At 72.7% G+C, this 20,941-nt stretch carries 19 protein-coding genes; 12 read left to right on the top strand and 7 right to left on the bottom strand.

Annotation, left to right across the window (positions count from 1 at the left end; translation table 11 throughout):
- Positions 1-24: 24 nt before the first annotated feature.
- Positions 25-3,066 (bottom strand): FAD-binding and (Fe-S)-binding domain-containing protein, encoded by a 3,042-nt coding sequence (locus J3486_RS31185; RefSeq protein ID WP_207826370.1) that lies wholly within the window; start codon positions 3,064-3,066, stop codon positions 25-27.
- Positions 3,067-3,449: 383 nt separating this feature from the next.
- Between J3486_RS31185 and J3486_RS31180 the strand changes: the two genes are divergently transcribed.
- Positions 3,450-4,091 (top strand): chemotaxis protein CheB, encoded by a 642-nt coding sequence (locus J3486_RS31180; protein WP_307805004.1) that lies wholly within the window; start codon positions 3,450-3,452, stop codon positions 4,089-4,091.
- A 188-nt stretch (positions 4,092-4,279) separates the two neighbouring features.
- Here J3486_RS31180 and J3486_RS31175 read toward each other — a convergent pair whose 3' ends face one another.
- Positions 4,280-4,945, bottom strand: coding sequence for an HAD family hydrolase (locus J3486_RS31175; protein WP_207826369.1), 666 nt, complete (start codon positions 4,943-4,945; stop codon positions 4,280-4,282).
- 249 nt (positions 4,946-5,194) lie between these two features.
- Complete coding sequence (locus J3486_RS31170) at positions 5,195-5,635, bottom strand: CBS domain-containing protein (protein WP_207826368.1); 441 nt, start codon at positions 5,633-5,635, stop codon at positions 5,195-5,197.
- Positions 5,636-5,942: 307 nt separating this feature from the next.
- On the opposite strand from J3486_RS31170, the gene J3486_RS31165 reads away from it, so the two are divergent.
- Complete coding sequence (locus J3486_RS31165) at positions 5,943-6,503, top strand: hemerythrin domain-containing protein (RefSeq protein ID WP_207826367.1); 561 nt, start codon at positions 5,943-5,945, stop codon at positions 6,501-6,503.
- Positions 6,504-6,711: 208 nt separating this feature from the next.
- Here J3486_RS31165 and J3486_RS31160 read toward each other — a convergent pair whose 3' ends face one another.
- On the bottom strand, positions 6,712-6,921 hold the full coding sequence (locus J3486_RS31160; protein WP_207826365.1) for a twin-arginine translocase TatA/TatE family subunit: 210 nt from the start codon (positions 6,919-6,921) through the stop codon (positions 6,712-6,714).
- A gap of 2 nt (positions 6,922-6,923) precedes the next feature.
- A complete protein-coding gene (locus J3486_RS31155; protein WP_207826363.1) occupies positions 6,924-7,892 on the bottom strand; it encodes a sporulation protein in 969 nt (322 codons plus the stop codon).
- Positions 7,893-8,263: 371 nt separating this feature from the next.
- On the opposite strand from J3486_RS31155, the gene J3486_RS31150 reads away from it, so the two are divergent.
- The gene (locus J3486_RS31150; RefSeq protein WP_207826361.1) at positions 8,264-9,598 is read left to right on the top strand and encodes a hemolysin family protein; all 1,335 of its coding nucleotides are present in this window, start codon (positions 8,264-8,266) and stop codon (positions 9,596-9,598) included.
- On the top strand, positions 9,595-10,629 hold the full coding sequence (locus J3486_RS31145; RefSeq protein ID WP_207826359.1) for a hemolysin family protein: 1,035 nt from the start codon (positions 9,595-9,597) through the stop codon (positions 10,627-10,629). Before J3486_RS31150 ends, J3486_RS31145 begins: the two co-directional genes overlap by 4 nt.
- Before the next feature lie 19 nt (positions 10,630-10,648).
- Here the strand turns inward: J3486_RS31145 and J3486_RS31140 are convergent, their stop codons facing one another.
- Positions 10,649-11,581, bottom strand: a complete 933-nt coding sequence (locus J3486_RS31140; protein WP_207826358.1) for a M56 family metallopeptidase — start codon at positions 11,579-11,581, stop codon at positions 10,649-10,651.
- 4 nt (positions 11,582-11,585) lie between these two features.
- Positions 11,586-11,975 carry a BlaI/MecI/CopY family transcriptional regulator gene (locus J3486_RS31135; RefSeq protein WP_207826355.1) on the bottom strand — a complete coding sequence of 130 codons (390 nt, stop codon included), beginning with the start codon at positions 11,973-11,975 and terminating at the stop codon, positions 11,586-11,588.
- 238 nt (positions 11,976-12,213) lie between these two features.
- Between J3486_RS31135 and J3486_RS31130 the strand changes: the two genes are divergently transcribed.
- The 8 genes from J3486_RS31130 (at position 12,214) to J3486_RS31095 (ending at position 20,837) form a co-directional block, all read left to right on the top strand.
- Positions 12,214-12,789: a TerD family protein gene (locus J3486_RS31130; protein ID WP_207826353.1), complete on the top strand. Its 576-nt coding sequence runs from the start codon at positions 12,214-12,216 to the stop codon at positions 12,787-12,789.
- A 261-nt stretch (positions 12,790-13,050) separates the two neighbouring features.
- Positions 13,051-14,409 carry a hemolysin family protein gene (locus J3486_RS31125; RefSeq protein WP_207826352.1) on the top strand — a complete coding sequence of 453 codons (1,359 nt, stop codon included), beginning with the start codon at positions 13,051-13,053 and terminating at the stop codon, positions 14,407-14,409.
- Positions 14,406-15,425, top strand: a complete 1,020-nt coding sequence (locus J3486_RS31120) for a hemolysin family protein (RefSeq protein WP_207826350.1) — start codon at positions 14,406-14,408, stop codon at positions 15,423-15,425. Before J3486_RS31125 ends, J3486_RS31120 begins: the two co-directional genes overlap by 4 nt.
- Before the next feature lie 35 nt (positions 15,426-15,460).
- Complete coding sequence (locus J3486_RS31115; RefSeq protein WP_207826348.1) at positions 15,461-15,889, top strand: glutaredoxin domain-containing protein; 429 nt, start codon at positions 15,461-15,463, stop codon at positions 15,887-15,889.
- 411 nt (positions 15,890-16,300) lie between these two features.
- The gene (locus J3486_RS31110; protein ID WP_207826347.1) at positions 16,301-17,872 is read left to right on the top strand and encodes an alpha-L-arabinofuranosidase B; all 1,572 of its coding nucleotides are present in this window, start codon (positions 16,301-16,303) and stop codon (positions 17,870-17,872) included.
- 72 nt (positions 17,873-17,944) lie between these two features.
- On the top strand, positions 17,945-18,385 hold the full coding sequence (locus J3486_RS31105; RefSeq protein WP_207826345.1) for a hypothetical protein: 441 nt from the start codon (positions 17,945-17,947) through the stop codon (positions 18,383-18,385).
- Positions 18,386-18,480: 95 nt separating this feature from the next.
- Complete coding sequence (locus tag J3486_RS31100) at positions 18,481-19,587, top strand: PLP-dependent cysteine synthase family protein (RefSeq protein ID WP_207826343.1); 1,107 nt, start codon at positions 18,481-18,483, stop codon at positions 19,585-19,587.
- Complete coding sequence (locus J3486_RS31095; RefSeq protein WP_207826340.1) at positions 19,584-20,837, top strand: MFS transporter; 1,254 nt, start codon at positions 19,584-19,586, stop codon at positions 20,835-20,837. The genes J3486_RS31100 and J3486_RS31095 overlap by 4 nt, the downstream gene beginning before the upstream one ends.
- Positions 20,838-20,941 lie beyond the last annotated feature (104 nt).

Below are 20,941 nucleotides of genomic sequence, written 5' to 3'. Positions count from 1 at the left end.
GAAGGGTGCTCGGGGCCGTCACCGTCACCGGCGCAGGGGCCGCGTTCCCGCGAGGGCGGCGCCGAGGGCGGCGGCTGTCGCCGTAGCCGTCACGGTCCGGCGGAGCGTGGGGGAGGGGCCGGGTGGCCGGTCCGTCAGGCGCTCGGGATGCTCGCTGGGCAGGTTCCCGTCGAGGCCGAGGGCAAGCACCTCCGCCAGATGCAGTGCGCCACGGCCGGTGTCGCCCTGCTCGATCTGTGTACGGCAGCTGAAACCGTCCGCGAGCAGCACACCGCCCGGAGCGGCGGCGCGGACCGCGGGCAGCACGCCCTGCTCGGCTACGGTCATGGAGACGTCGTGATGGCCGCGCTCGAACCCGAAGTTGCCGGCCAGGCCGCAGCATCCTTCGTCGAGCACCTCGGCCACCAGGTGGGCGCGGCGCATCAGTTCACGGTCCGCGCCGTCCTTCATGATCGCGTGCTGGTGGCAGTGGGTCTGCACGGTGGCCGGCCGGTTCAGGGCGGGCGGCTGCCAGTGCGGGGCATGGTGCACCAGCTGCTCGGCGAAGGTACGGAACCGGCCCGCCAGGCGCCGCACGTCCTCGTCCTCGGGCAGCAACTCCGGTGCGTCGGAACGGAACACGGCCGTGCACGAGGGTTCCAGGCCGATCACGGGGGTCCCCGCCTCGAGGTAGGGACGCAGGACGTCGAGCGTGCGACGCAGCACCTTCTTCGCGACCGACAACTGGCCCGTGGAGATCCACGTGAGCCCGCAGCACACGGCCCGCGTGGGCACCGCCACCCGGAACCCGGCATCCTCCAGGACCCGCACCGCCGCCCGGCCGATCGACGGATGGAAGGACGTGGTGAACGTGTCCGGCCACAGAACGACGGTCGTGGGGTCGGCCGGGTCCGGCTCGTCGCCGCCACGGTCCCGCCACCACGCGACGAAGGACTGCTCCGCGAAGAGGGGCGCGGGCCGCTCACCGGCCACGCCGGCCGCCCACTTGCCGATCCGGGCCACACCCGGAGCGGCGAGACCTGCGTTCACCAGCGACGGAGACAGACGCGCGAGGCGCGCCCACACCGGCAGCCAGCCCATCGAGTAATGCGCTCGGGGGCGCAGCCGCCCCGCATAGTGGTGGGAGAGGAACTCCGCCTTGTAGGTGGCCATGTCGACGCCCGTCGGACAGTCCGACCTGCAGCCCTTGCAGGACAGGCACAGATCCAGTGCGTCCCGGACCTCGGTCGAGCGCCAGCCGTCGGTGACCGGCGAGTCACGGTGGCCGCCCAGCATCTCGAACAGCAGCCGCGCCCGGCCGCGCGTGGAGTGCTCCTCCTCACCGGTCGCCCGGTAGGACGGACACATGACTCCGCCCTCGTGGGAGCGGCAGTTGCCGATCCCCACGCACCGTTTGACCGCCTGGGTGAAGGAACGGCCGTCGTCGGGATACGTGAAGTGCGTGTCCAGGCCGGCCGGGCGCCAGTGCGTACCGAGCCTGAGATTCTCGTCCACCCGGTAGGGCGCGACGACTTTCCCGGGGTTCATCCGGTTCTCGGGGTCGAAGAGCGCCTTCAACCGGCCGAACGCGTCCACGATGCGCGGGCCGAACATCCGCGGCAACAGCTCCCCGCGGGCCTGCCCGTCGCCGTGCTCCCCCGACAGCGAACCGCCGTAGGACGACACGAGATCGGCGGCACGCAGCAGGAACGCCCGGAAGTCCGCGACGCCGCCGACCGAGGTCAGGTCGAAGGGGATCCTGGTGTGGACGCACCCCTGGCCGAAGTGCCCGTACAGCGAGGGACAGTCGTAGCCGAACTCCTCGAACAGCGCCTTGAGATCCCGCAGATAGTCGCCCAACCGGTCGGGTGGCACCGCCGAGTCCTCCCAGCCCTCCCAGGTCTCGCGGTCGTCGGGCGGGCGCGCCGTGACCCCGAGACCTGCCTCCCGGGCCTTGAGCAGGTTCTGCTCCCGGGCGGGATCGTCCGAGAACGCGACAGCATCGTCCTTCTCACTGCGCCCCAGCGCGTCCAGCAGCGCCCTGGCCTGCTCGTCGACGTCGTCCTGGCTGTCGCCGTCGAACTGCAGGAGCAGCCAGCTCTCCCCGGCGGGGAAGCGGTCCAGCGAGTCGAGGTAGGCGCCCTCCTCCCGCATCAGCTGCGCCATCCGCCCGTCCAGCGCCTCCAACTGGGCGGGCTTGCTGTGCGCGAGCAGCCGCGGTACGTCGTCGGCGGCCGTACAGATGTCGCTGTAGCCCAGGACCAGCATCGACTGCGCCGCCGGAACGGGCACCAGGTCCAACTCGGCACGAAGCACAGTGGCGAGGGTTCCCTCGCTGCCGACCAGCGCCCTCGCGACATCGAAGCCGTTCTCCGGGAGCAGCGCGTCCAGGTTGTAGCCCGATACGCGGCGGGGAATGCGCGGGAAGCCCTGCCGTACCTCGCCCAGGCGGCTGTGGATGAGCTCGCGCATGCCGCGGTACAGCTCCGCGCTCCGCCCGCCTTCGGCGAGGATCGCGTCGTATTCAGCGTCCGTTGTGCGGCCCACCCACCTGCGGGCGCCGTCGTAGGTCAGCACCTCCAGGCGCCGCACCTGGTCGACCGTCTTGCCGTACGCCTGCGCCGAGGCCCCGCACGAGTTGTTGCCGATCATCCCGCCGAGCGTGCAGTGGCTGTGCGTGGCCGGCTTGGGGCCGAACTGCAGCCCGTGGTGGCCGAGTTGTCGGTTCAGCTCGTCGAGCACCAGTCCCGGCTCCACCACGCAGGTCCGCGCCTCGGCGTCGACGGAGAGCAGCTGGTTGCAGTGCTTCGTCCAGTCGATGACGACGGCGGTGTTGGTGCACTGGCCACCCAGACTCGTCCCGCCGCCCCGGGAGAGAACCGGGGCGGCGAACCGCGCACAGACGGAGACCGCCTGAGCGCCGGCTTCGACCGAACGGGGCACCACCACGCCGATGGGCACCTGCCGGTAGTTGGAGCCGTCCGTGGCATACGCGCCGCGGCTCCCGGAGTCGAAGCGCACCTCGCCGTCGACCAGCTCCCGCAGGGTGCGCTCCAGCGGGGAAACGCCCGTGGCAGAACGCTTCACCCCGCGTCCCCCGCTGTGGTGCCTGATCCTGGTGACGTTCCCATGGCCTCATTCACCCCTCTGTCGTGCCGCCCCGCAGCTGCAATCCAGCGACCAGGGCGCCCCACCACCCCGGCGTCCTGTCCATCCGGGCCGTGAGGGCCGACTAGCCTCAGCCCGGGGAACGAAACCCGCTTTCGGCGCAATGAACCCCCGACAAGTGAGCTCCGGCCCAAAACCTCCGCGACCTGGCACCGTGTTGCCCCGCGCGACACGGGCGCTCGCGCGGGCCGGCACCCGCGGCGGACCACTCCGCGCACTCCTGGACCCCGGGCCCGCCCACTTCATCCTGCGGGCGAGGCGCACCTCGCAGTCCGTCCCGGGATCCGCGTTAACCTGCACAGGTGCAGGCACACGATCAGAACGACCGCTCCGGCCCGTGGGCGGCCGTGCTCGTCGCTTCCTCTGCGGGAGGTGTCCAGGGCCTGGGGGTGCTGTTGGGCGCGCTGGACCCCGATCTGCCCGTGCCGGTGCTGGTTGCCCAGCATCTCCGCCGCTCGCGCGAGACGTACCTGGTGGCGATCCTGTCGCGGTCCACGACGCTCAGGGTCAAGCTCGCGGAAGACGGCGAGCACCCAGAGGCCGGTACGGTCTACATCGCACCACCTGACCGGCACCTGTGCGTGCGCGAGGACGGGATGCTGTCACTCACCACCGAGGACCGGGTGAACTCCGCCCGTCCGGCCGCGGATCCGCTCTTCGAGTCGGCGGCTCAGGCACACAAGTCCGGGGTGATCGGCTGCGTGCTCACCGGCGCGGACGGCGACGGCGCCAAGGGGGTGGAAGCGGTCAAGGCACACGGTGGCACAGTCCTCGTGCAAGACCCGGAAACCGCGGACTTCCAGGGCATGCCGAGGGCCGCGATCAGGACGGGGCTGGTCGACTTCGTTCTGCCCCTCGCAGCGCTCGGGCCAGCGATCTCCCGGCTCGTCCAGGAGGACAGGCCCGGCCGCACGGCGTCGTGCCCGCCGGCACGGGACGAGTGAATCCGGCGGGCCAGGCACGACCGGAATGCGCCTCATCGCGCGCTGTCGAACCCGGCCCGCGTAGCCGATCCGGAGAGTGCGGCTCGGCAACGGATCAGGACCTCCTCGACCTGGGGCCGCCGTCTGTCGTTCCGAGCACGTGACTGCGCCCCCTCTGCGCCGGTGCGCGCGGACGGGCCCGTGGCGGCTCAGCGCCGGCGGAGCGCGCCGGCGTCGAGGTTCTTCAGCAAGTCGGCCGTGTCCCGGTACACCTCCGCGGCTCCTGCGTCCGTGAGCTCGGCGCGGCACACGCCGCCACTCAGTACGGCGATGGGGTGGGCGCCCGCGCGCCGTCCCGCCCGCATGTCCCAGACCGAGTCGCCCACAAAGACGCTGCCGTCGGCCTGGGCGCCCACCAGATCCAGGGCGTGCTGGACCGGGTCGGGCGCCGGTTTGCCCGAGTCCACGTCGTCGGCGCTCGCTGTTGCGGCGATCGCCTCGTCCGCGTCGATGGCCGCTTTGAGGGCCTTGAGTTCGGGGCCGCTCGCCGAGGTGGCCAGCACGACGGGCCAGCCGTCCGCGTGCAGTCGCTGCAGGAGGGCGCGGGCTCCGTCGAAGGGAGTGAGGCGCTCGTGCCATGTGCCGTACAGGGCTTGGTGGCCGGCGCTGATGGCGGAGTCCTCGTCCCGGTTTCGGTTTCGGCCCAGCAGGTGCTCAAGCAGGTCCGTGGAGCCGAGTCCGATGGCGCCGTGCACCGAGGTCATGGACACGCGGTGCCCTGCCTGACGCAACGCCTCCCACCAGCACACTGCGTGCAGGTGATTTGTGTCCACGAGGGTGCCGTCCACGTCGAAGACGGCGGCGACCGTGCTCACGGTGTGCCTCCTTGCGCTGATACGGGGTGGGCCGGCCAGGGCGATCACTTCGGTCCGATGGGCGGACTCGCCGGTCCGGCTCCGGATTTCCCGGCGCTTCTGGAGCCATTTTGGTGTGGCCTCCTCATGGCTGCCACGCGAGGAGCACCGCACGGCGTCACCCACGACAAGGCCGTGGAGCACACCGCCATGGGGCGAGGTCGCGGGGGACCGGGGCTCCCGGACTCCCTTCCCGGCGTGCGCCGCCGCTCACGGCCAGACGGCTCCTTGCCCCGGACTGGGTGCGGCCCTGCTGATGTCCGCGAGTGCGGACCCCGGGTCGCGCTCGCGGGCGAGGTCGCCGATGGTGATCACGCCGAGGGCTCGCCCGTCGCTGACGACGGGCAGGCGACGCACCGCATGCCGCCGCATGAGGGCCACCGCGTGGTCCGCTTCCTCTTCGGGTCCCACGCAGACGGGATCCGGGGTGCACACCGTGCCGGCGTCGATGACGCTCGGGTCGGCCCCGTCGGCGACGACGCGCAGGGCGATGTCCCGGTCGGTGACCAGGCCGAGCAGCCGGTCCCCCTCGCAGACCAGGACGGTGCCGATGTCCTTGTCGCGCATCAGCTGCGCGGTTTGGGTCAGAGGAGTTGCCGGGTCGACCGACGTCACGTTCGACGTCATCAGGTCTCCTACGAGATGCGGCATGAGCGGTGCTCCGTCCTGGGTGCGGCGCCACGGCGATTCGTCGTGCGGCGTGTGCGTTGTGCCGTCTGAGCCCGGCGGGCCGGTGAACACCCCGCGCACCTGAGGCCCGCCGGACTGCCGCAACGTGTTGCAGCGGAGAGGCGCGGTCCGGGTACCCGATCCGCACCCTTCAACCATGTGACTTTCGATGCGGAGTGTCGGCGCCGGTCACGGGTGTCGCACGGTCGGCACAGGGCACCCGGCGCGAGCAGGGCGGTACACACCGCCGTCCCGGCTCGTACCGGTCCCCGTTCTGAGGAGGTGCACCATGTCAGATGCCCGCGACAACGGCATCACGGAACTCGTCACCGACCACCGCGAGGTGGAGGAGATGTTCGCTCGGTTCGACAAGTCCGTCCCGGGCAGCAAGGAGCGCAAGCGGATCGCCGACGAGTTCACCATCGAGCTGGTGCGGCACTCGGTGGCGGAGGAAGAACACCTCTACCCCGCCGTACGCCGCCATGTACCGGGGGGTGACGCACTGGCGGACCGCGAGATCAAGGACCATGCGGAGGTGGAGAAGATCCTCAAGCGGATCGAGCAACTCCCGCCGGACGCCGAGACGTTCGACGAACTGGTCGCGACCTTGCAGGCCGAGGTGAGCGAGCACGTACGGGACGAGGAGAACAACCTCTTCCCCTGCCTGCGGGAGAGCTGCAACGACCAGGAGCTCCTCGACCTGGGCGACAAGATCCGCTCGGCGAAGAAGACCGCCCCCACCCGCCCGCACCCGCACGCCCCCAGCACACCGCCGGGCAACAAACTGCTCGCTCCCGGCACGGGTCTGGTCGACCGGGTGCGTGACCACCTCACCGGCCGCGGCCGGTGAACGCACTGGCCCAGCCCGACCTTCACCGCTTGCAGCGCCGAGCCGCACGCGCCCGCACACGATGCGCCGGCCGGAGCAGTCCGGCCGGCGCATAGTCGACGGCGTGCGTCAGAGCCGCGCACGTGACGCACACAGCGCACGCAGCGCGCGTGACGCACACAGCGCGCGTGACGCACACAGTGCCTGACCCCCGAGGCCACCCCCGTCCTTACGGCTTCGGGTGCTCGTCCCGTGTCGTCGTCTCGCCCGGGATGACACGGGGCGGGGTGCCGGTCCCGTCCTCCTTGAGAGCCTTGGCCTCGGCCTTGAGGATGCGGGCCGACTTGCCTGCGCTGCGGGTCAGTTCGGGCAGCTTCTTGATGCCCACCACGACGGCGATGACGATCAGGACGACCGCGATCTCGCTGAGTCCGAACATGGTCAGTCCTCGCCGTCCTCGTCGTCGCCCTCGAAGAAGTCGCCCACCTCGTCGACGACCTCGGCGGCGACCATGCCGCCGACCACACCGACGGCGAGCCCGGCGGCGCCGACCGCGACGGCGGTGCCCAGGCCGGGGCCGGAGCGGTGGTGGTCGCCGCCGCCATGGTCCGCATAGTGGTGCAACGCCGGGCGGTGCTCGGCCAGTTGGGCGATCCAGCCGTCGGCGAGCGTGGTCCAGTCCTGGTGGTGGATGCCGTCGTGGGCGACCGTGAAGCGGGTGAGTGCGTCGTGGCCCTCGGCGAAGGGGCCGCCGCGCCGGTCGGCCTCCAGGACGACCTCCATGCCGCCCGGTGTGGCGAGGAAGGTCAGTTCGATCTCGTCGAGCGCGTGGGCGTACCGGGGCGGCGGAGTCAGCTCGATCTCCTGGTAGAAGGGGAGTTGCTGGCCGGTGCCGCCGATCCGCCCGTGTTCGAGGTCGGCGGACTTGAAGCCGAAGCCGAGTCGGCCGAAGGCTTCGAGGATCGCCTCCTGCGCCGGGAGCGGGCCCACCGCGAGGGGATCGAGGTCGCCCTTGTCCCTGGCGCCGGCGACGGCGAGTTCGGTGCGCACACCGAGGACGATGCCGAGGCCCTGCCCGTGCAGCTCGGTGATCGGGGTCTCCCACGGCAGCGTCACCGAGAACGGCACGCTGTGCTCCGTGCCCGCGGCGAGCCGGAAGCCGCCGCCGACCACGAACCGATCGAAGGCCACGACGCCCTGGCTCTCCCCCGCCCCGTGCCCATCGGCCTCCGTCTCGACGCGGGCGACGAGTTCGAGGGTGATGTGGTCGATGTCGTAGTCGCCGCTGCCGCCCTGGAGGCGGACCCGGCCGGAGAGCGCGGACCCGGGTGCGGTCGCCCCGGGCGCGAGGACGGTGTCGACGGTGGGGCCGCCCACGCCGAGCGAGCCGAGCAGTCGTTTGAACACCATCGAGGCGTTCACTCCCTTATGTGCTGGGTGCGTACGAGGGTGAGGAGGGGCGTGCGGACGCCCGGGAACACGGGGCCGGACATCTGCGTTCTACAGTCGTGTAGAAGCATAGGCGGGGCGTAGGGGTCGCGTGGGCCGGACCGTGCCGCCGGTGCGGGAAAGTCCGAAAGGTGTCGTCCGGGGCGGCCTCGCACCCTCTTGACGAGCGCATTTTACTGTGCTTTTACCCTTGCTGTACGGGGCCTCGTCCCCGGCTGACCCTCAGGATCCCCCGATCCTCCGAACGAGAAGGAGCCACAGCCCGCGATGGGTGAGCCTCCCAGTAGTCGACCGACCACCGCCGGCCCGAGCGCGTTCGAGGGGGTGGACCGGTGACCGAGGTGCTGTTGCTGCTGTCGGCCCTGCTCCTGACGCTGGCCTGCGCCTTGTTCGTCGCCGCCGAGTTCTCCTTGACCACCGTCGAGCGCGCGGATCTGGAGCGGGCGGCGGACGCGGGGGAGCGGGGCGCCGGCGGCGCGCTGAAGGCCGTACGCGGCCTCACGTTCCAGCTCTCCGGGGCTCAACTCGGCATCACGGTCACCTCGTTGGTGATCGGCATGCTCGCCGAGCCGTCGCTGGCCGCGCTGTTGCGCGGACCGCTGGCGGCGATCGGCCTGGGCGGTGCCGCCTCGTCCGTGGCCTCCGTGCTCGGCGTCGCGCTGTCCACGGTGATCCTCATGGTGGTCGGCGAACTGGTGCCGAAGAACTGGGCGATCTCCCGGCCGGTGGCGGTCGCGAAGGCCGTGGCCGGTCCGCAGCGCGGCTTCACCGCCGCCTTCGGCCCGTTCATCCGGCATCTGAACAACACGGCCAATCGCTTCGTGCGCCGCTTCGGCCTGGAGCCCGCCGAGGAGCTGGCGTCGGCCCGCAGTCCGGAGGAGCTCGTCGCGCTCGCCCGGCACTCCGCCGCCGAGGGCGCCCTGGAGGCGGACTCGGCCGAACTGTTCGTCCGCACGCTGCACTTGAGCGAGCTGACCGCCGAGAACGTCATGACGCCGCGCGTCGACGTACAGGCCCTTGAGGCGCACGCGACGGCCGCCGACGCCGCGAACCTGACGCACGCCACGGGCCTGTCCCGCTTCCCCGTCTACCGCGATAGCCTCGACGACGTCATCGGCACCGTCCACATCCGTGACGTGCTCGCCCTGGAACCGGACAAGCGCCGGCTGACCCCGGTCACCGGCCTGGCGACCGCGCCGCTGCTGGTGCCCGACAGCCTGCCCGCCGACCGGCTCCTGGAGCGGCTGCGGGAGACCCGCACCATGGCCGTCGTCATCGACGAGTACGGCGGCACGGCGGGTGTGGCGACCGTGGAGGACATCGTGGAGGAGGTCGTCGGCGAGGTGCGGGACGAGCACGACCCGGTGGAGACCCCCGATCTGCAGCCCGCTCCCGCGGCCGGGGACGGCCGCGGCGTCTGGGAGGCCGACGGCGGCGTCCGCATCGACCAGCTCGCGGAGACAGGACTGACCGCGCCCGAGGGGCCGTACGAGACCGTGGCCGGACTCGTCGCCACCCGGCTCGCCCGCATTCCGGTCCGGGGCGACACCCTCGACCTGGGCGGCTGGGAACTCGTGGTGCTCGACGTCGACCACCACCGTGCGGACCGGATCCGCATCACCGCGCCCGTGACCGAGGGCCATGAGCTGCTGGAGGACGCCCGATGACCGTGCTGCAACTCGCCATCGGCGCGCTGACCCTCCTCACCAACGCCTTCTTCGTCGGCGGGGAGTTCTCCCTGATCTCCGTGCGCCGCAGCCAGATCGAGCCGCGGGCCCAGGAGGGCGACAAGCGGGCCCGCGCCACCCTGTGGGCCCTCGAACACCTCTCGGCGATGCTCGCGACCGCCCAACTCGGCATCACCGTCTCGTCGTTGGTGCTCGGCGCCGTCGCGGAGCCCGCCATCGCCCATCTGCTGGAGCCCGCGTTCGAGGCCGTGCACATGCCGCACGCGCTGGTCCACCCGGTCTCGTTCGTGATCGCGCTGGCCGTGGCGACGTACGCGCACATGCTCTTCGGTGAGATGGTGCCGAAGAACATCGCGCTCGCCGCGCCCGTGCGCACCGCCCTGCTGCTCGGCCCGCCGCTGGTCGCCCTCACCCGCGCCCTCAAGCCGGTCGTCTTCGGCATCAACGCCTTCGCCAACACGCTGCTGCGGCTGCTGAAGGTGGAGCCGAAGGACGAGGTCGAGTCCGTCTTCACGGACGACCAGCTCGCCCGCATGGTGCTCGACTCCAGCGAGGCGGGCCTGCTCTCACCCGCCGACGGCGAACGGCTGCGCGACGCGCTGGAACTGGGCAGCCGGCCGGTCGGCGAGATCGTCGTGCCCGCGCGGAGGATGCGTACGGTCACGGAGGCGACCACCCCGGCCGAGCTGGAGCGGGCCGCCGCGGGTGCCGGATTCTCGCGCTTTCCGGTGACGGCGGCCGACGGCACCTCGCTCCTCGGCTACCTCCACATCAAGGACACCCTCGGCGCGGCCGACCGCGACCGGCCCTTCCCGCGCGCCGCGCTGCACCCGCTGACCCGGGTCCGCCTCGACACCCCGCTGGACGACACCCTCACCGCGCTGCGCGCCCAGGGCGGTCATCTGGCGGCGGTCACCGGGGACAAGGGGACCGTCATCGGCTTCGTCACGATGGAGGACGTGCTCTCCGAACTCGTGGGCCCGGCCGCGCCGGCCGCCGCGGCCGGATGACGACGGCCCCGGCCCCCGCTCACAAGGGCGTGGCCGCGTGCAGGGTGAGGGCCAGGGTGAACGCCGAGTTCGCCGACGCCAGGGCGGAGAGCGCGGCGCCCGCGCCCGCCGTCCAGACGGAGAGCCCCACCGTGGTGAAGACCGCCCGCCGGACGGGCGCGGCGGGCGGCGGGGCCAGCAGGGCCATGACCCGGCGGGGCACCGGGCCCGGCGCCGCGAGGGCGGCGAAGGCCGGCTCGCGCAGCGCGCCACCGGCCAGGGCCACCTTGCCGATGGCCCGCGCGACCACCTTGCGGTCGCCGACCCGTGTCGCTGCGTCCTCGTCGGCCCAGCGCTCTGCGGTGTAGGCGACGGCCGAACTCAGCGGCCGCAGAAAGGGGTTGGCCCGGGCGGCCAGCCGGACGGTCAGCAGATGACGGTGGTGGCGGGCCGCGAGGTGGGCGCGCTCGTGCGCGAACACGGCCCGCCGCTCCGCGCCGCTCAGCCCGTCGAGGAGCGCGGTGCTCACCACCACCCGGCCCCGCGCGCCGCCCGGCAGGGCGTAGGCGTACGGCTGCGCGTCGGGCAGCACGGCGACCTGGGTGGGCGGCAGTCCGGCGAGCGCCGCGTGGGCGCGGCGGCGCAGCGCGAAGTGCCGCCACAGCGTGCGCGCACCGACCACGACGACGGCGAGCAGGGCGGGGATCGCGGCCTTGCCCGCGATCTCGTCCTCGGGGACGGCGGCCCGCACCTCGGGGTCCGACCAGCCGTCCGGCAGCGGATTGCCCGGCAGTTGCGCCGTGCCGACGACCATCAGCAGCCCCAGACACAGGGTGCTGCACACGGCCATGACGGCCGCGACCCCTGTGAGCAGCCGGGTCGCCGTACGCGGATGGAGCCGCTGGGCGGCGAGCCGGGCCACCGGCCACGCCGTCAGCGGCAGGACCAGCGGGAGGAAGACGAAGACGCCCATGGGGTCAGCCGGCCGTTTCCTCGTCGGCGCGGCGCAGCAGATCGCGCAGCACCCGCTCGTCGTCCTCCGGCAGGGCCGTGAGGAAGCTGGCCAGGACCGCCTCGCGGTCCGGCCCGGCGTCGAGCACCTTGCGCATCTTCAGGGCGGCGAGCCCGGCCTCGTCCGCCACGGGCGTCCACACGAACGACCGGCCCTCGCGGCGCCGGGCGACCGCGTTCTTGGCGTGCAGCCGGGCCAGGATCGTCATCACCGTCGTGTACGCGAGATCCTCGCCGACCCGGTCGCGGACCCACCCGGCGGTCACCGGGCCGTCCGCCGAGCACAGCGCGGACAGCACCTGGGCCTCCAGCTCGCCTTGGGCGCGCCGACGGTCTCGACGACGGGACTCCGGCACGCTGCGCCTCCCGGTGGGTTCAGAGCCTCGCGCCGGCGCGGAGGCATCACGGACGTCCACTCATATCACTGTCGTCGCAGGGCGGGCCCCGGCGGACCCGCGGGTCGACCGTACCTTCTACAAGACTGTCGACCGTAACTTCTACAAGACTGTAGATTCACTGCGCGGGCAGCGTTCCGTGCTCGCATCGGCCAAGCGGCCCGCCGTCCGGGCGGCCGCGACGGAGAAGGGATCTGCCATGGGTGTATCGCTGTCCAAGGGCGGCAACGTCTCGCTGAGCAAAGAGGCCCCGGGGCTGACCGCCGTCGTGGTCGGTCTGGGCTGGGACGTGCGCACCACCACCGGCGCGGACTACGACCTGGACGCCTCGGCCCTGCTGTGCGGCGCCGACGGCAGGGTCGTCTCGGACCGCCACTTCATCTTCTACAACAACCTCACCAGCCCCGACGGCTCGGTCGAGCACACCGGCGACAACCTCACCGGTGAGGGCGAGGGTGACGACGAGAGCGTCAAGGTGGACCTGGCGGCCGTGCCCGCCGAGATCGACAAGATCGTCTTCCCGGTCTCGATCCACGACGCCGAGTCGCGCGGCCAGAGCTTCGGCCAGGTCCGCAACGCCTTCATCCGCGTCGTGAACCAGGCGGGCGGTGCCGAGCTCGCCCGCTACGACCTCTCCGAGGACGCCTCCACCGAGACGGCGATGGTCTTCGGGGAGCTGTACCGGCACGGCGCCGAGTGGAAGTTCCGCGCGGTCGGCCAGGGGTACGCCTCGGGTCTGCGGGGCATCGCGCAGGACTTCGGCGTGAACGTCTGACCGGGGCCGCCTTCCTCCTCCCCCTCCGCGATTCCGGGGGTCCGGGGCCGAGTGGCGCGTCGCACAGCGGCGTCGGACAGTGGGCGGGAACACCGGAACGGCGGCGTCCGTTCTCTCCGTGAAGGCAAAGAGGAAGTAAAGCGCGAAGGAGTGACCGGTTGTCCGCCAGATCGACGGACCCCGCGGGACACAGTCCCCGACCACCCCGCCGGGCCCCGCACCGGCCCGGCGTGAGCACGGCACACGGCGGGGTGGTGTGAGGTGCTCGGTGCCGTGCTCGGCCTGCTGGCGGTCCTCGTGCTGACGGCGGGCACCGGATACTTCGTCGCCCAGGAGTTCGCGTACGTCGCGGTGGACCGGCTGGCCCTGGCGCGGCAGGCGGAGGCGGGCGACAAGAAGGCGGCCAAGGCGCTCACCGTGCTGGAGCGGCTGTCCTTCATGCTGTCGGGCGCCCAGCTCGGCATCACGGTCACCGGCCTTGTCGTGGGCTTCCTCGCGGAGCCGTCCGTCTCGGCGCTGCTGCGCCCGGCCCTGTCCGGGATCGGGCTGCCGGACGCGGCCGTCACCACCGTCGCGCTGATCCTGGCGTTCGTCCTGGCCACCGTCGTGCAGATGGTGCTCGGTGAACTGGCGCCCAAGAACCTCGCCCTCGCCGTCCCCGAGCGCCTCGCCAAGGCGCTGGCCGGCTCCACCGTCGTGTATCTCAAGGTGGTCGGGCCGGTCGTGCACCTCTTCGACGGCGCCGCGAACCGGCTGCTGCGCAAGGTCGGCATCGAGCCGGTCGAGGAGCTCCACCACGGCGCCACCCTGGAGGAGCTGAGCCACCTCATCGGCGAGTCCCGTCAGCAGGGCGAGCTGTCCCGTGAGACGGCCGAACTCCTCGACCACGCGCTGGAGTTCAACGAGCGCACGCTGGACGAGGTGATGGTGCCGCGCGCCGACGCCGTCTTCGTCCGCAAGGACGCCACGGCCGCCGAGGCGATCGAGCTGATCGCCGTCCACGGCCACTCCAGCTACCCCGTGCTGGGCGACCACCCCGACGACATCACCGGTGTCCTCGGCGTCCGCGACCTGCTGCGGCTCGAGCAGGCCGGGTACGGGACCACCACGGCCGCCGGCCTCGCCCGCAGGCCGCTGCTGCTGCCCGACACGCTGCGGCTGCCGTACGCCGTCGACCGGATGCGGGAGGCGGGCGACGAGTTCGCGGTCGTCCTCGACGAGCACGGCGGCGTGGCCGGGGTCGTCACGTACGAGGACATCGCCGAGGAACTGGTGGGAGACATCGCCGACGAGAGTGACCGGGAGATGCCGCCGGCGACCCCGGACGCGGACGGTGCGGGCTGGCTGGTCGACGCCGGGCGCCGCCTCGACGAGATCGCGGACGCCACCGGTGTCGAGCTGCCCGCGGACGAGGACTACGCGACCGTGGCCGGCCTGATCGTGGACCGCCTGGGCCGCTTCCCCGCGATCGGGGACCGTCTCGTCCTCGACCTGGCCGACGGCGACCGGGCCGTCATCGAGGTCCGCTCGCTCGACCGGCACGTCCCCGAGCGCGTCCACCTGGCCCGCAGACCGCCCGCGACCGCCACGCCCGAGCCCGGGAAGGAGGCCCGCTCATGAGCTTCCCCATGGCCCTCTTCGTCACGGTTCTCCTCCTGATCGGCAGCGGCTTCTTCGTGGCCGCCGAGTTCGCGCTGGTCGCCGCCAAACGGCACCGGCTGGAGAAGGCGGCCGCGCACGGGCAGCGCGGGGCCAAGGCCGCCCTGGCCGGCATGCGGGAGCTGTCCCTGATGCTCGCGGGCGCCCAACTGGGCATCACCATCTGCACCTTGGGTCTCGGCTCGATCTCCAAGCCCGCCGTCTCCCACGCGCTCGACCCGCTGCTGCACAGCTGGGGCCTGCCCGGCGGCCTCAGCTACGGGATCTCGTTCGCCGTCGCCATGATCGTGATCGTCTTCCTGCACATGGTCGTCGGGGAGATGGCCCCCAAGTCCTGGGCGATCGCCCATCCGGAGCGCTCGGCGATGCTGCTCGCGCCGCCGTTCCGCGCGCTGGTCAGGGCCGTCCGCCCGATCATCGGAGTGCTGAACAGGGCGAGCAACGCGCTGGTACGGCTGTGCCGGGTCACCCCGCGCGACGAGCTCACCGAGGTCCACGACCGTGAACGGCTCACCCACCTCGTCGCCGAGTCGGAGCGCCTCGGCCTGATCAGTAAGGACGACTCCGAGCTGATCACAAGTTCGCTGGTCGAACCGCTCACGCCCGTCGGCGAACTCCAGGTGCCGGCGGCGCGGATCACCGCCGTGCCGGCCGGGGCGGACCTCGACACCGTCCTCGCCACGGCCGCTTCCGCCGACCGCAGCCGGCTTCTCGTACGGGACGGAGCCCTGGTCGTCGGCTCGGTGCACGCCCGCGACGCCCTGATCGCCCGGGCCCGCGGACGCCGGGTCACCGCCCGTGAACTGGCCCGCCCCGTACCGGAGCTGCTGGAGACCGACACCGCGGGACACGCCATCGAGCAACTGCGCGCCCGCCGCGCCTCCCTCGCCGTCGTGGCCGACGACAGCGGCCGGCTCACCGGCCTGGTCGCCCTGGACGACCTGCTGGCCAGGCTCACCCACCCGCGGGCCGGCTGAGAGCGGGACCGGCGCCACCGGTAGCCTGCCGCACCATGACGCGTGCCTGGACCCTTCCGACGCTGCTCGTGCTCTGCGGCGCAATCGTCGCGGCGGGGCTGACCCTGCAGGGGCACGGAGCCCTTGCCGGGGGCGAGCTGCTGGTGTTCGCGGTGCTCGCTGCCGCGCACTCGCCCCTGGTCTTCCCCCGCTCGATCAGCGCGTCGGACGCCGAGCGCCGCAGCGCGGCCGACGGGCGGCCGATCGTCTACTGGCGGCCGGGCTGCACGTACTGCCTGCGCCTGCGGTTCCGCCTCGGCCGCCATGCCCGCCGGGCCCACTGGGTCGACATCTGGCGCGATCCGGCCGCCGCGGCGGCGGTGCGGGCGGTCAACCACGGTGACGAGACCGTGCCGACGGTCGTCTTGGCGGGCCGTGCGCGCACGAATCCCGATCCGGCGTGGGTGCGGGCGCGCCTTCGGTGAAGGTCGAGCGGGCGGCGTTCCGTACGGGGCCGAGGGTTTCGGGCGACCGGCCCGGCCGTGTCACGGTGTGGACAGCAGACCCGGACCCGGGGGCGGGGAGCCGTCGGTGCGACCTTCCGTGACCGGCACGGTGTGGTGCCCTGGTGATCCGCCGCTGAGTGCGGGGCCGCACCGCGCCCCGAGCCGCCCGTGCGCAAACCGTTGACACTCCTGTGGGGCTTCCTATCATCAAGCCTCGTCCGTCATTGCGACTACCATTCGTGATGTCGAACATGATGGGTCGTCACGTGTCCTGAAGTGTGATCACGGATGTGCGATTCCGGATGTGTGATGCCGGATAGCTCATTCCGGATGTGTCATGTGCATGACCTGCCTGTGTGTGTCATATCGTCCGTCCCTCAGGAGACCCCCATGTCCGTGAGACCGGTTCGTTTACGGCGGCCCAGGCTGCTCGCCCTGCTGGCGCTCGTGTCGGCCCTGGTCGCCGCCCTGCTCGGTGGGCAGCTGTCCGCAGGTGACAGAGCCGCGGCCGCCGGCTCGCTGCCCTGCGACCTGTACGCCTCGGGCGGCACCCCCTGTGTCGCCGCGCACAGCACCACCCGCGCCCTGTACTCCGCGTACAGCGGCCGTCTTTACCAGGTCGCACGCGCCTCGGACGGGGCGAAGCGGGACATCGGCACGCTCGCTGCGGGCGGGTACGCCGACGCCGCCGCGCAGGACTCCTTCTGCGCCGGGACGAGCTGCCTGATCACCGTGCTCTACGACCAGTCCGGCCGCGGCAACCACCTCACGCAGGCACCGCCCGGAGGGTTCTCGGGGCCCGCGGCGGGCGGCTACGACAACCTCGCGGAAGCCTCCGCCGCACCCGTCACCGTCGGCGGCCACAAGGCGTACGGCGTCTTCGTCGCCCCCGGTACCGGCTACCGCGACAACAGCACCAACGGCATCGCGACCGGCGACAACCCCGAAGGCATGTACGCGGTCCTCGACGGCACCCACTACAACGGCGGCTGCTGTTTCGACTACGGCAACGCCGAGACCAACAGCCGGGACAACGGCAACGGCACGATGGAGGCCATCTACTTCGGCAACATCAAGGTCTGGGGCTACGGCTCGGGCAACGGCCCCTGGGTCATGGCCGACCTGGAGAACGGCCTCTTCTCCGGGGTCAACGCCGGCTACAACGCGGGCGACCCCAGCGTCAGCAACCGCTTCCAGACCGCCATCGTGAAGGGCGGGCCCAACCACTGGGCGATCCGCGGCGGCAACGCCCGGTCGGGCGGCCTGTCCACGTACTACGACGGCGCCCGGCCGAACGTCTCCGGGTACAACCCGATGAAGAAGGAAGGGGCCATCATCCTCGGCATCGGCGGCGACAACAGCAACAGCTCCGCCGGCACCTTCTACGAGGGCGTCATGACGTCCGGCTATCCGACCGACGCCACCGAGAACGCCGTCCAGGCCAACATCGCCTCGGTCGGCTACACCGCCGCCGCGGTGCCGGGCGCCCCCGCCGCCGGCTCCCGGATCTCGCTGCGCGCCACCACCTCCTGCTGCACCAGCGACTACCTCACGCACAACACCGCCGACGCCGACGCCGCCCTCGCCGCGACCTCGTCGTCCAGCTCGACGGCCGCCAAGTCCGCCGCCACCTGGATCGTGCACGCGGGCCTCGGCGACGCCTCGTGCGTCTCCTTCGAGTCCGCCGACCTGCCCGGGAAGTACCTGCGCCACTACGACTTCCGGCTACGGGTCGACACCATCGACAACAGCGCCCTGTCCCGGCTCGACGCCACGTTCTGTCCGCAGGCCGGGCACAACGGGCAAGGCGTGTCGCTGCGTTCGGCCAACTACCCCGGTGACTTCGTCCGCCACTACAACTACGCCGCCTACGCCGCGTCGGACGGCGGCTCCCACAGCTGGGACAGCGCCACCTCCTGGTCCGACGACACGAGCTGGGTCGTGACCGCCCCCTGGGCGTGAGGCCCCTGCCGGGCCGATGCCCACTCGACCTCACGTGCACTTTATGTGCCTGCTCGATTACTGTCCGTCCTGATGAGGACCTTGCCGGCAGGACCGCGCGGCCGCCCCGGGCCATGGCCCGGGGCGGCCGTCGTCGTGCTGCTCGCCGTCCTGGTGCATCTGCTGGGCTGCGCCCACGGCCCGGTCCCGGACGGGGCCGGGCGCACGGACACCGTCGTGGCGGCCGCCTCCGCGCCCATCGCCGCCTCCACCGCCACCGCCCCCGTGCGCGGCGCGTCCGGGCCCGTCTCGCGCCCCGCCGAGGGCGGCGACACGCACTGCTGGGGCATGGACCAGCCGACCGCACAGCCACCCCGGGACCGTACGCAGGCCGACGCCACGCAGATCGCGCCGTCCGCCCTCGGCCACCTCCCGGCCGCCGTGCCGGTGCGGGAGCGGGCCGACGACGAGCGGCCGCACACGGCGTGGTGTTCCCAGCGGGAGCGGGCCCGGCTCGGGGTGTGGCGGACCTGAGGGGGCCGGAGCGGTCCCGCTCCCCGCCCGCCCCCGTTCCGTCACGCACCGGCCGGGCGCCACGACCGGCGCCGCGGCCGCAGGAGACACACGACATGAACCACCAGCACGACGCCGCCCGCGTCCGGCCCCGACTGCACACCCCGGCCGGACTCGTCGGCGACACCCCCCTGTTGTGGATCGGCGCACCCTTCACCGCCGAAGGGCGCGGCTTCTGGGCCAAGCTCGAAGGGCACAACCCCGGCGGCATCAAGGACCGCGCCGCCCTGCACATGGTGCGGGCCGCACGGGAGCGCGGGCGGCTGACGCCCGGCGCCCGCGTCGTCGAGTCCACCTCCGGCACCCTCGGCCTCGGACTCGCCCTGGCCGGAGCGACGTACGGGCATCCGGTCACCGTCGTCACCGATCCCGGCATGGAACCCCTGATGGCCGGGCTGCTCGCCGCGTACGGTGCGGACGTCGAGCACGTCGGGACCCCGCACCCCACGGGCGGCTGGCAGGAGGCCCGCAGGCGGCGCGTCGCCGAACTGCTCGCCGCGCATCCCGGCGCCTGGTGCCCCGACCAGTACGACAACCCCGACAACGTCGCCGCGTACGCCCCGCTCGCCCGCGAACTCCTCGCCCAGCTCGGCCGGATCGACACCCTCGTCGTCTCCGTCGGCACCGGCGGGCACTCGGCGGGCATCGCCTCCGTGCTGCGCCGCCGGTTCCCCGCGCTGCGGGTCGTCGGCGTCGACGCCACCGGGTCGACCATCTTCGGGCAGCCCGCCGCCACCCGTCTGATGCGCGGGCTCGGCAGCAGCATCCACCCGCGCAACGTCGCGCACGCCCTCTTCGACGAGGTCCACTGGGTGGCCGCCCCCGAAGCCGTCTGGGCGGCCCGTCGCCTCGCCCGGCACCACTACGCCACCGGCGGCTGGAGCGTCGGGGCCGTCGCGCTCGTCGCCCGCTGGCTGGCCCGCACCCGGCCCGCGGGCGACCGGATCGTCACCGTCTTCCCCGACGGGCCGCAGCGGTACGTCGGTACGGTCTTCGACGACGCCTACTGCGCGGAGCACGGGCTGCTCGGGCGGGCGCCCGCCGACGACCCCGACGAGATCGCCCACCCCGCCGAGCGCGTCGTCACGCGCTGGACCAGGTGCACCCGGGTCACCGACCCGCTCGCCCCCGGCGCGGAGCTGCTGACGGGGGCCGGCCGATGAGGACCGTGTGGCGCCGGACGCGCTCCTTCTCCGGACCTGTCCAGCTCCTGATGGTCAATCAGTTCGCCATCAATCTGGCCTTCTACATGCTCATGCCCTACCTGGCCGCCCATCTCGCCGGGACGCTCGGCCTCGCCGCCTGGGCGGTCGGGCTCGTCCTCGGCGTACGGAACTTCTCCCAGCAGGGCATGTTCCTCATCGGCGGCACCCTCGCCGACCGGTTCGGCTACAAAGCCCCGATCATGGCGGGCTGTCTGCTGCGCACCGTCGGGTTCGGGCTGCTCGGCGGGGTCGACAACCTGCCCGCGCTGATCGCCGCTTCCGCGGCCACCGGGTTCGCGGGGGCCCTGTTCAACCCGGCCGTGCGCGCCTATCTCGCCGCGGAGTCGGGGGAGCGGCGCGTCGACGCCTTCGCGACCTTCAACGTCCACTACCAGGCGGGCATGCTGCTCGGCCCGCTGGTCGGACTCGCCCTGCTGGCCGCCGACTTCCGGCTCGTGTGCGCCGTGGCCGCCGCCGTCTTCGCGGCGCTCACCGTGCTGCAGTGGCGGGCGCTGCCCGCGCGCCACGGGGAACCGACGGAGGGCCGGGAGGCCGGTGTCCTCGCGCAGTGGCGCACGGTCGTCGGCAACCGGCCCTTCCTGCTCTTCGCCGTCGCCATGATCGGCTCGTACGTGCTGACGTTCCAGGTCTATCTGGCGCTGCCGCTCGCCGCGGGCCGGGCGCTGGGGGAGCGCGGTACCTGGGCGACCAGCGGGCTCTTCGTCGTGTCGGCGGCCGTCGCCGTGGCCGGTCAGCTGCGGCTCACCGGCTGGGCGAAGCGGCGCTGGGAACCGGCCCAGGCGCTGGTGCGCGGGCTCGCCGTGATGGGCCTGGCCTTCGTGCCCCTGGCGCTCGTCCCGCCCGGCGCCCCGGCGGCCGTCGTCGTCGCGCTCGTCGCCGCCGTGGTGCTGCTGGCCGCGGGGAGCGCCGTCGTCTACCCCTTCGAGATGGACACCGTCGTCTCCCTGTCCGGGGGCCGGCTGGTCGCCACGCACTACGGGCTCTACAACACCGTGTCCGGGCTCGGCATCACCCTCGGCAACCTCGCCACCGGCGCCCTGTGGGACTTCGCCGTACGGAACGGGGCGCTGTGGCCGGCCTGGGGCGCCCTGGCCGCGACCGGTCTCGGGTGCGCGGCGGCGGTCGCCGCGCTGGCCCGCGGCGGGCGCCTGACCGCCCGGGAGGAGCGCCAACTGGTCGGCGTATAGCCGGGGTTCGTCCGCTCAACCCGCCCCCGGCGGACTGCGTCCTGCACAGCGGGGCACCCGTCACCCGGCAACCGTGCCGAGGTCCCGTGGCCGCACGGTTACGG

This window comes from Streptomyces sp. VRA16 Mangrove soil (assembly GCF_017377775.1).
Classification (GTDB): Bacteria; Actinomycetota; Actinomycetes; order Streptomycetales; family Streptomycetaceae; genus Streptomyces.
Note: the sequence above shows the minus strand (reverse complement) of the source record. Positions and strands in the feature narration are given on the sequence as shown.

Bases quoted from the DNA above. Each gene is read 5' to 3' on its own strand.
- J3486_RS31110 (WP_207826347.1), top strand. From the start codon at position 16,301: ATGTCCGTGAGACCGGTTCGTTTACGGCGGCCCAGGCTGCTCGCCCTG.
- J3486_RS31130 (WP_207826353.1), top strand. From the start codon at position 12,214: ATGGGTGTATCGCTGTCCAAGGGCGGCAACGTCTCGCTGAGCAAAGAG.
- J3486_RS31095 (WP_207826340.1), top strand. From the start codon at position 19,584: ATGAGGACCGTGTGGCGCCGGACGCGCTCCTTCTCCGGACCTGTCCAG.
- J3486_RS31165 (WP_207826367.1), top strand. From the start codon at position 5,943: ATGTCAGATGCCCGCGACAACGGCATCACGGAACTCGTCACCGACCAC.
- J3486_RS31140 (WP_207826358.1), bottom strand. From the start codon at position 11,581: ATGGGCGTCTTCGTCTTCCTCCCGCTGGTCCTGCCGCTGACGGCGTGG.
- J3486_RS31105 (WP_207826345.1), top strand. From the start codon at position 17,945: ATGAGGACCTTGCCGGCAGGACCGCGCGGCCGCCCCGGGCCATGGCCC.
- J3486_RS31170 (WP_207826368.1), bottom strand. From the start codon at position 5,635: ATGCCGCATCTCGTAGGAGACCTGATGACGTCGAACGTGACGTCGGTC.
- J3486_RS31160 (WP_207826365.1), bottom strand. From the start codon at position 6,921: ATGTTCGGACTCAGCGAGATCGCGGTCGTCCTGATCGTCATCGCCGTC.
- J3486_RS31145 (WP_207826359.1), top strand. From the start codon at position 9,595: ATGACCGTGCTGCAACTCGCCATCGGCGCGCTGACCCTCCTCACCAAC.
- J3486_RS31100 (WP_207826343.1), top strand. From the start codon at position 18,481: ATGAACCACCAGCACGACGCCGCCCGCGTCCGGCCCCGACTGCACACC.
- J3486_RS31155 (WP_207826363.1), bottom strand. From the start codon at position 7,892: ATGGTGTTCAAACGACTGCTCGGCTCGCTCGGCGTGGGCGGCCCCACC.
- J3486_RS31115 (WP_207826348.1), top strand. From the start codon at position 15,461: ATGACGCGTGCCTGGACCCTTCCGACGCTGCTCGTGCTCTGCGGCGCA.
- J3486_RS31120 (WP_207826350.1), top strand. From the start codon at position 14,406: ATGAGCTTCCCCATGGCCCTCTTCGTCACGGTTCTCCTCCTGATCGGC.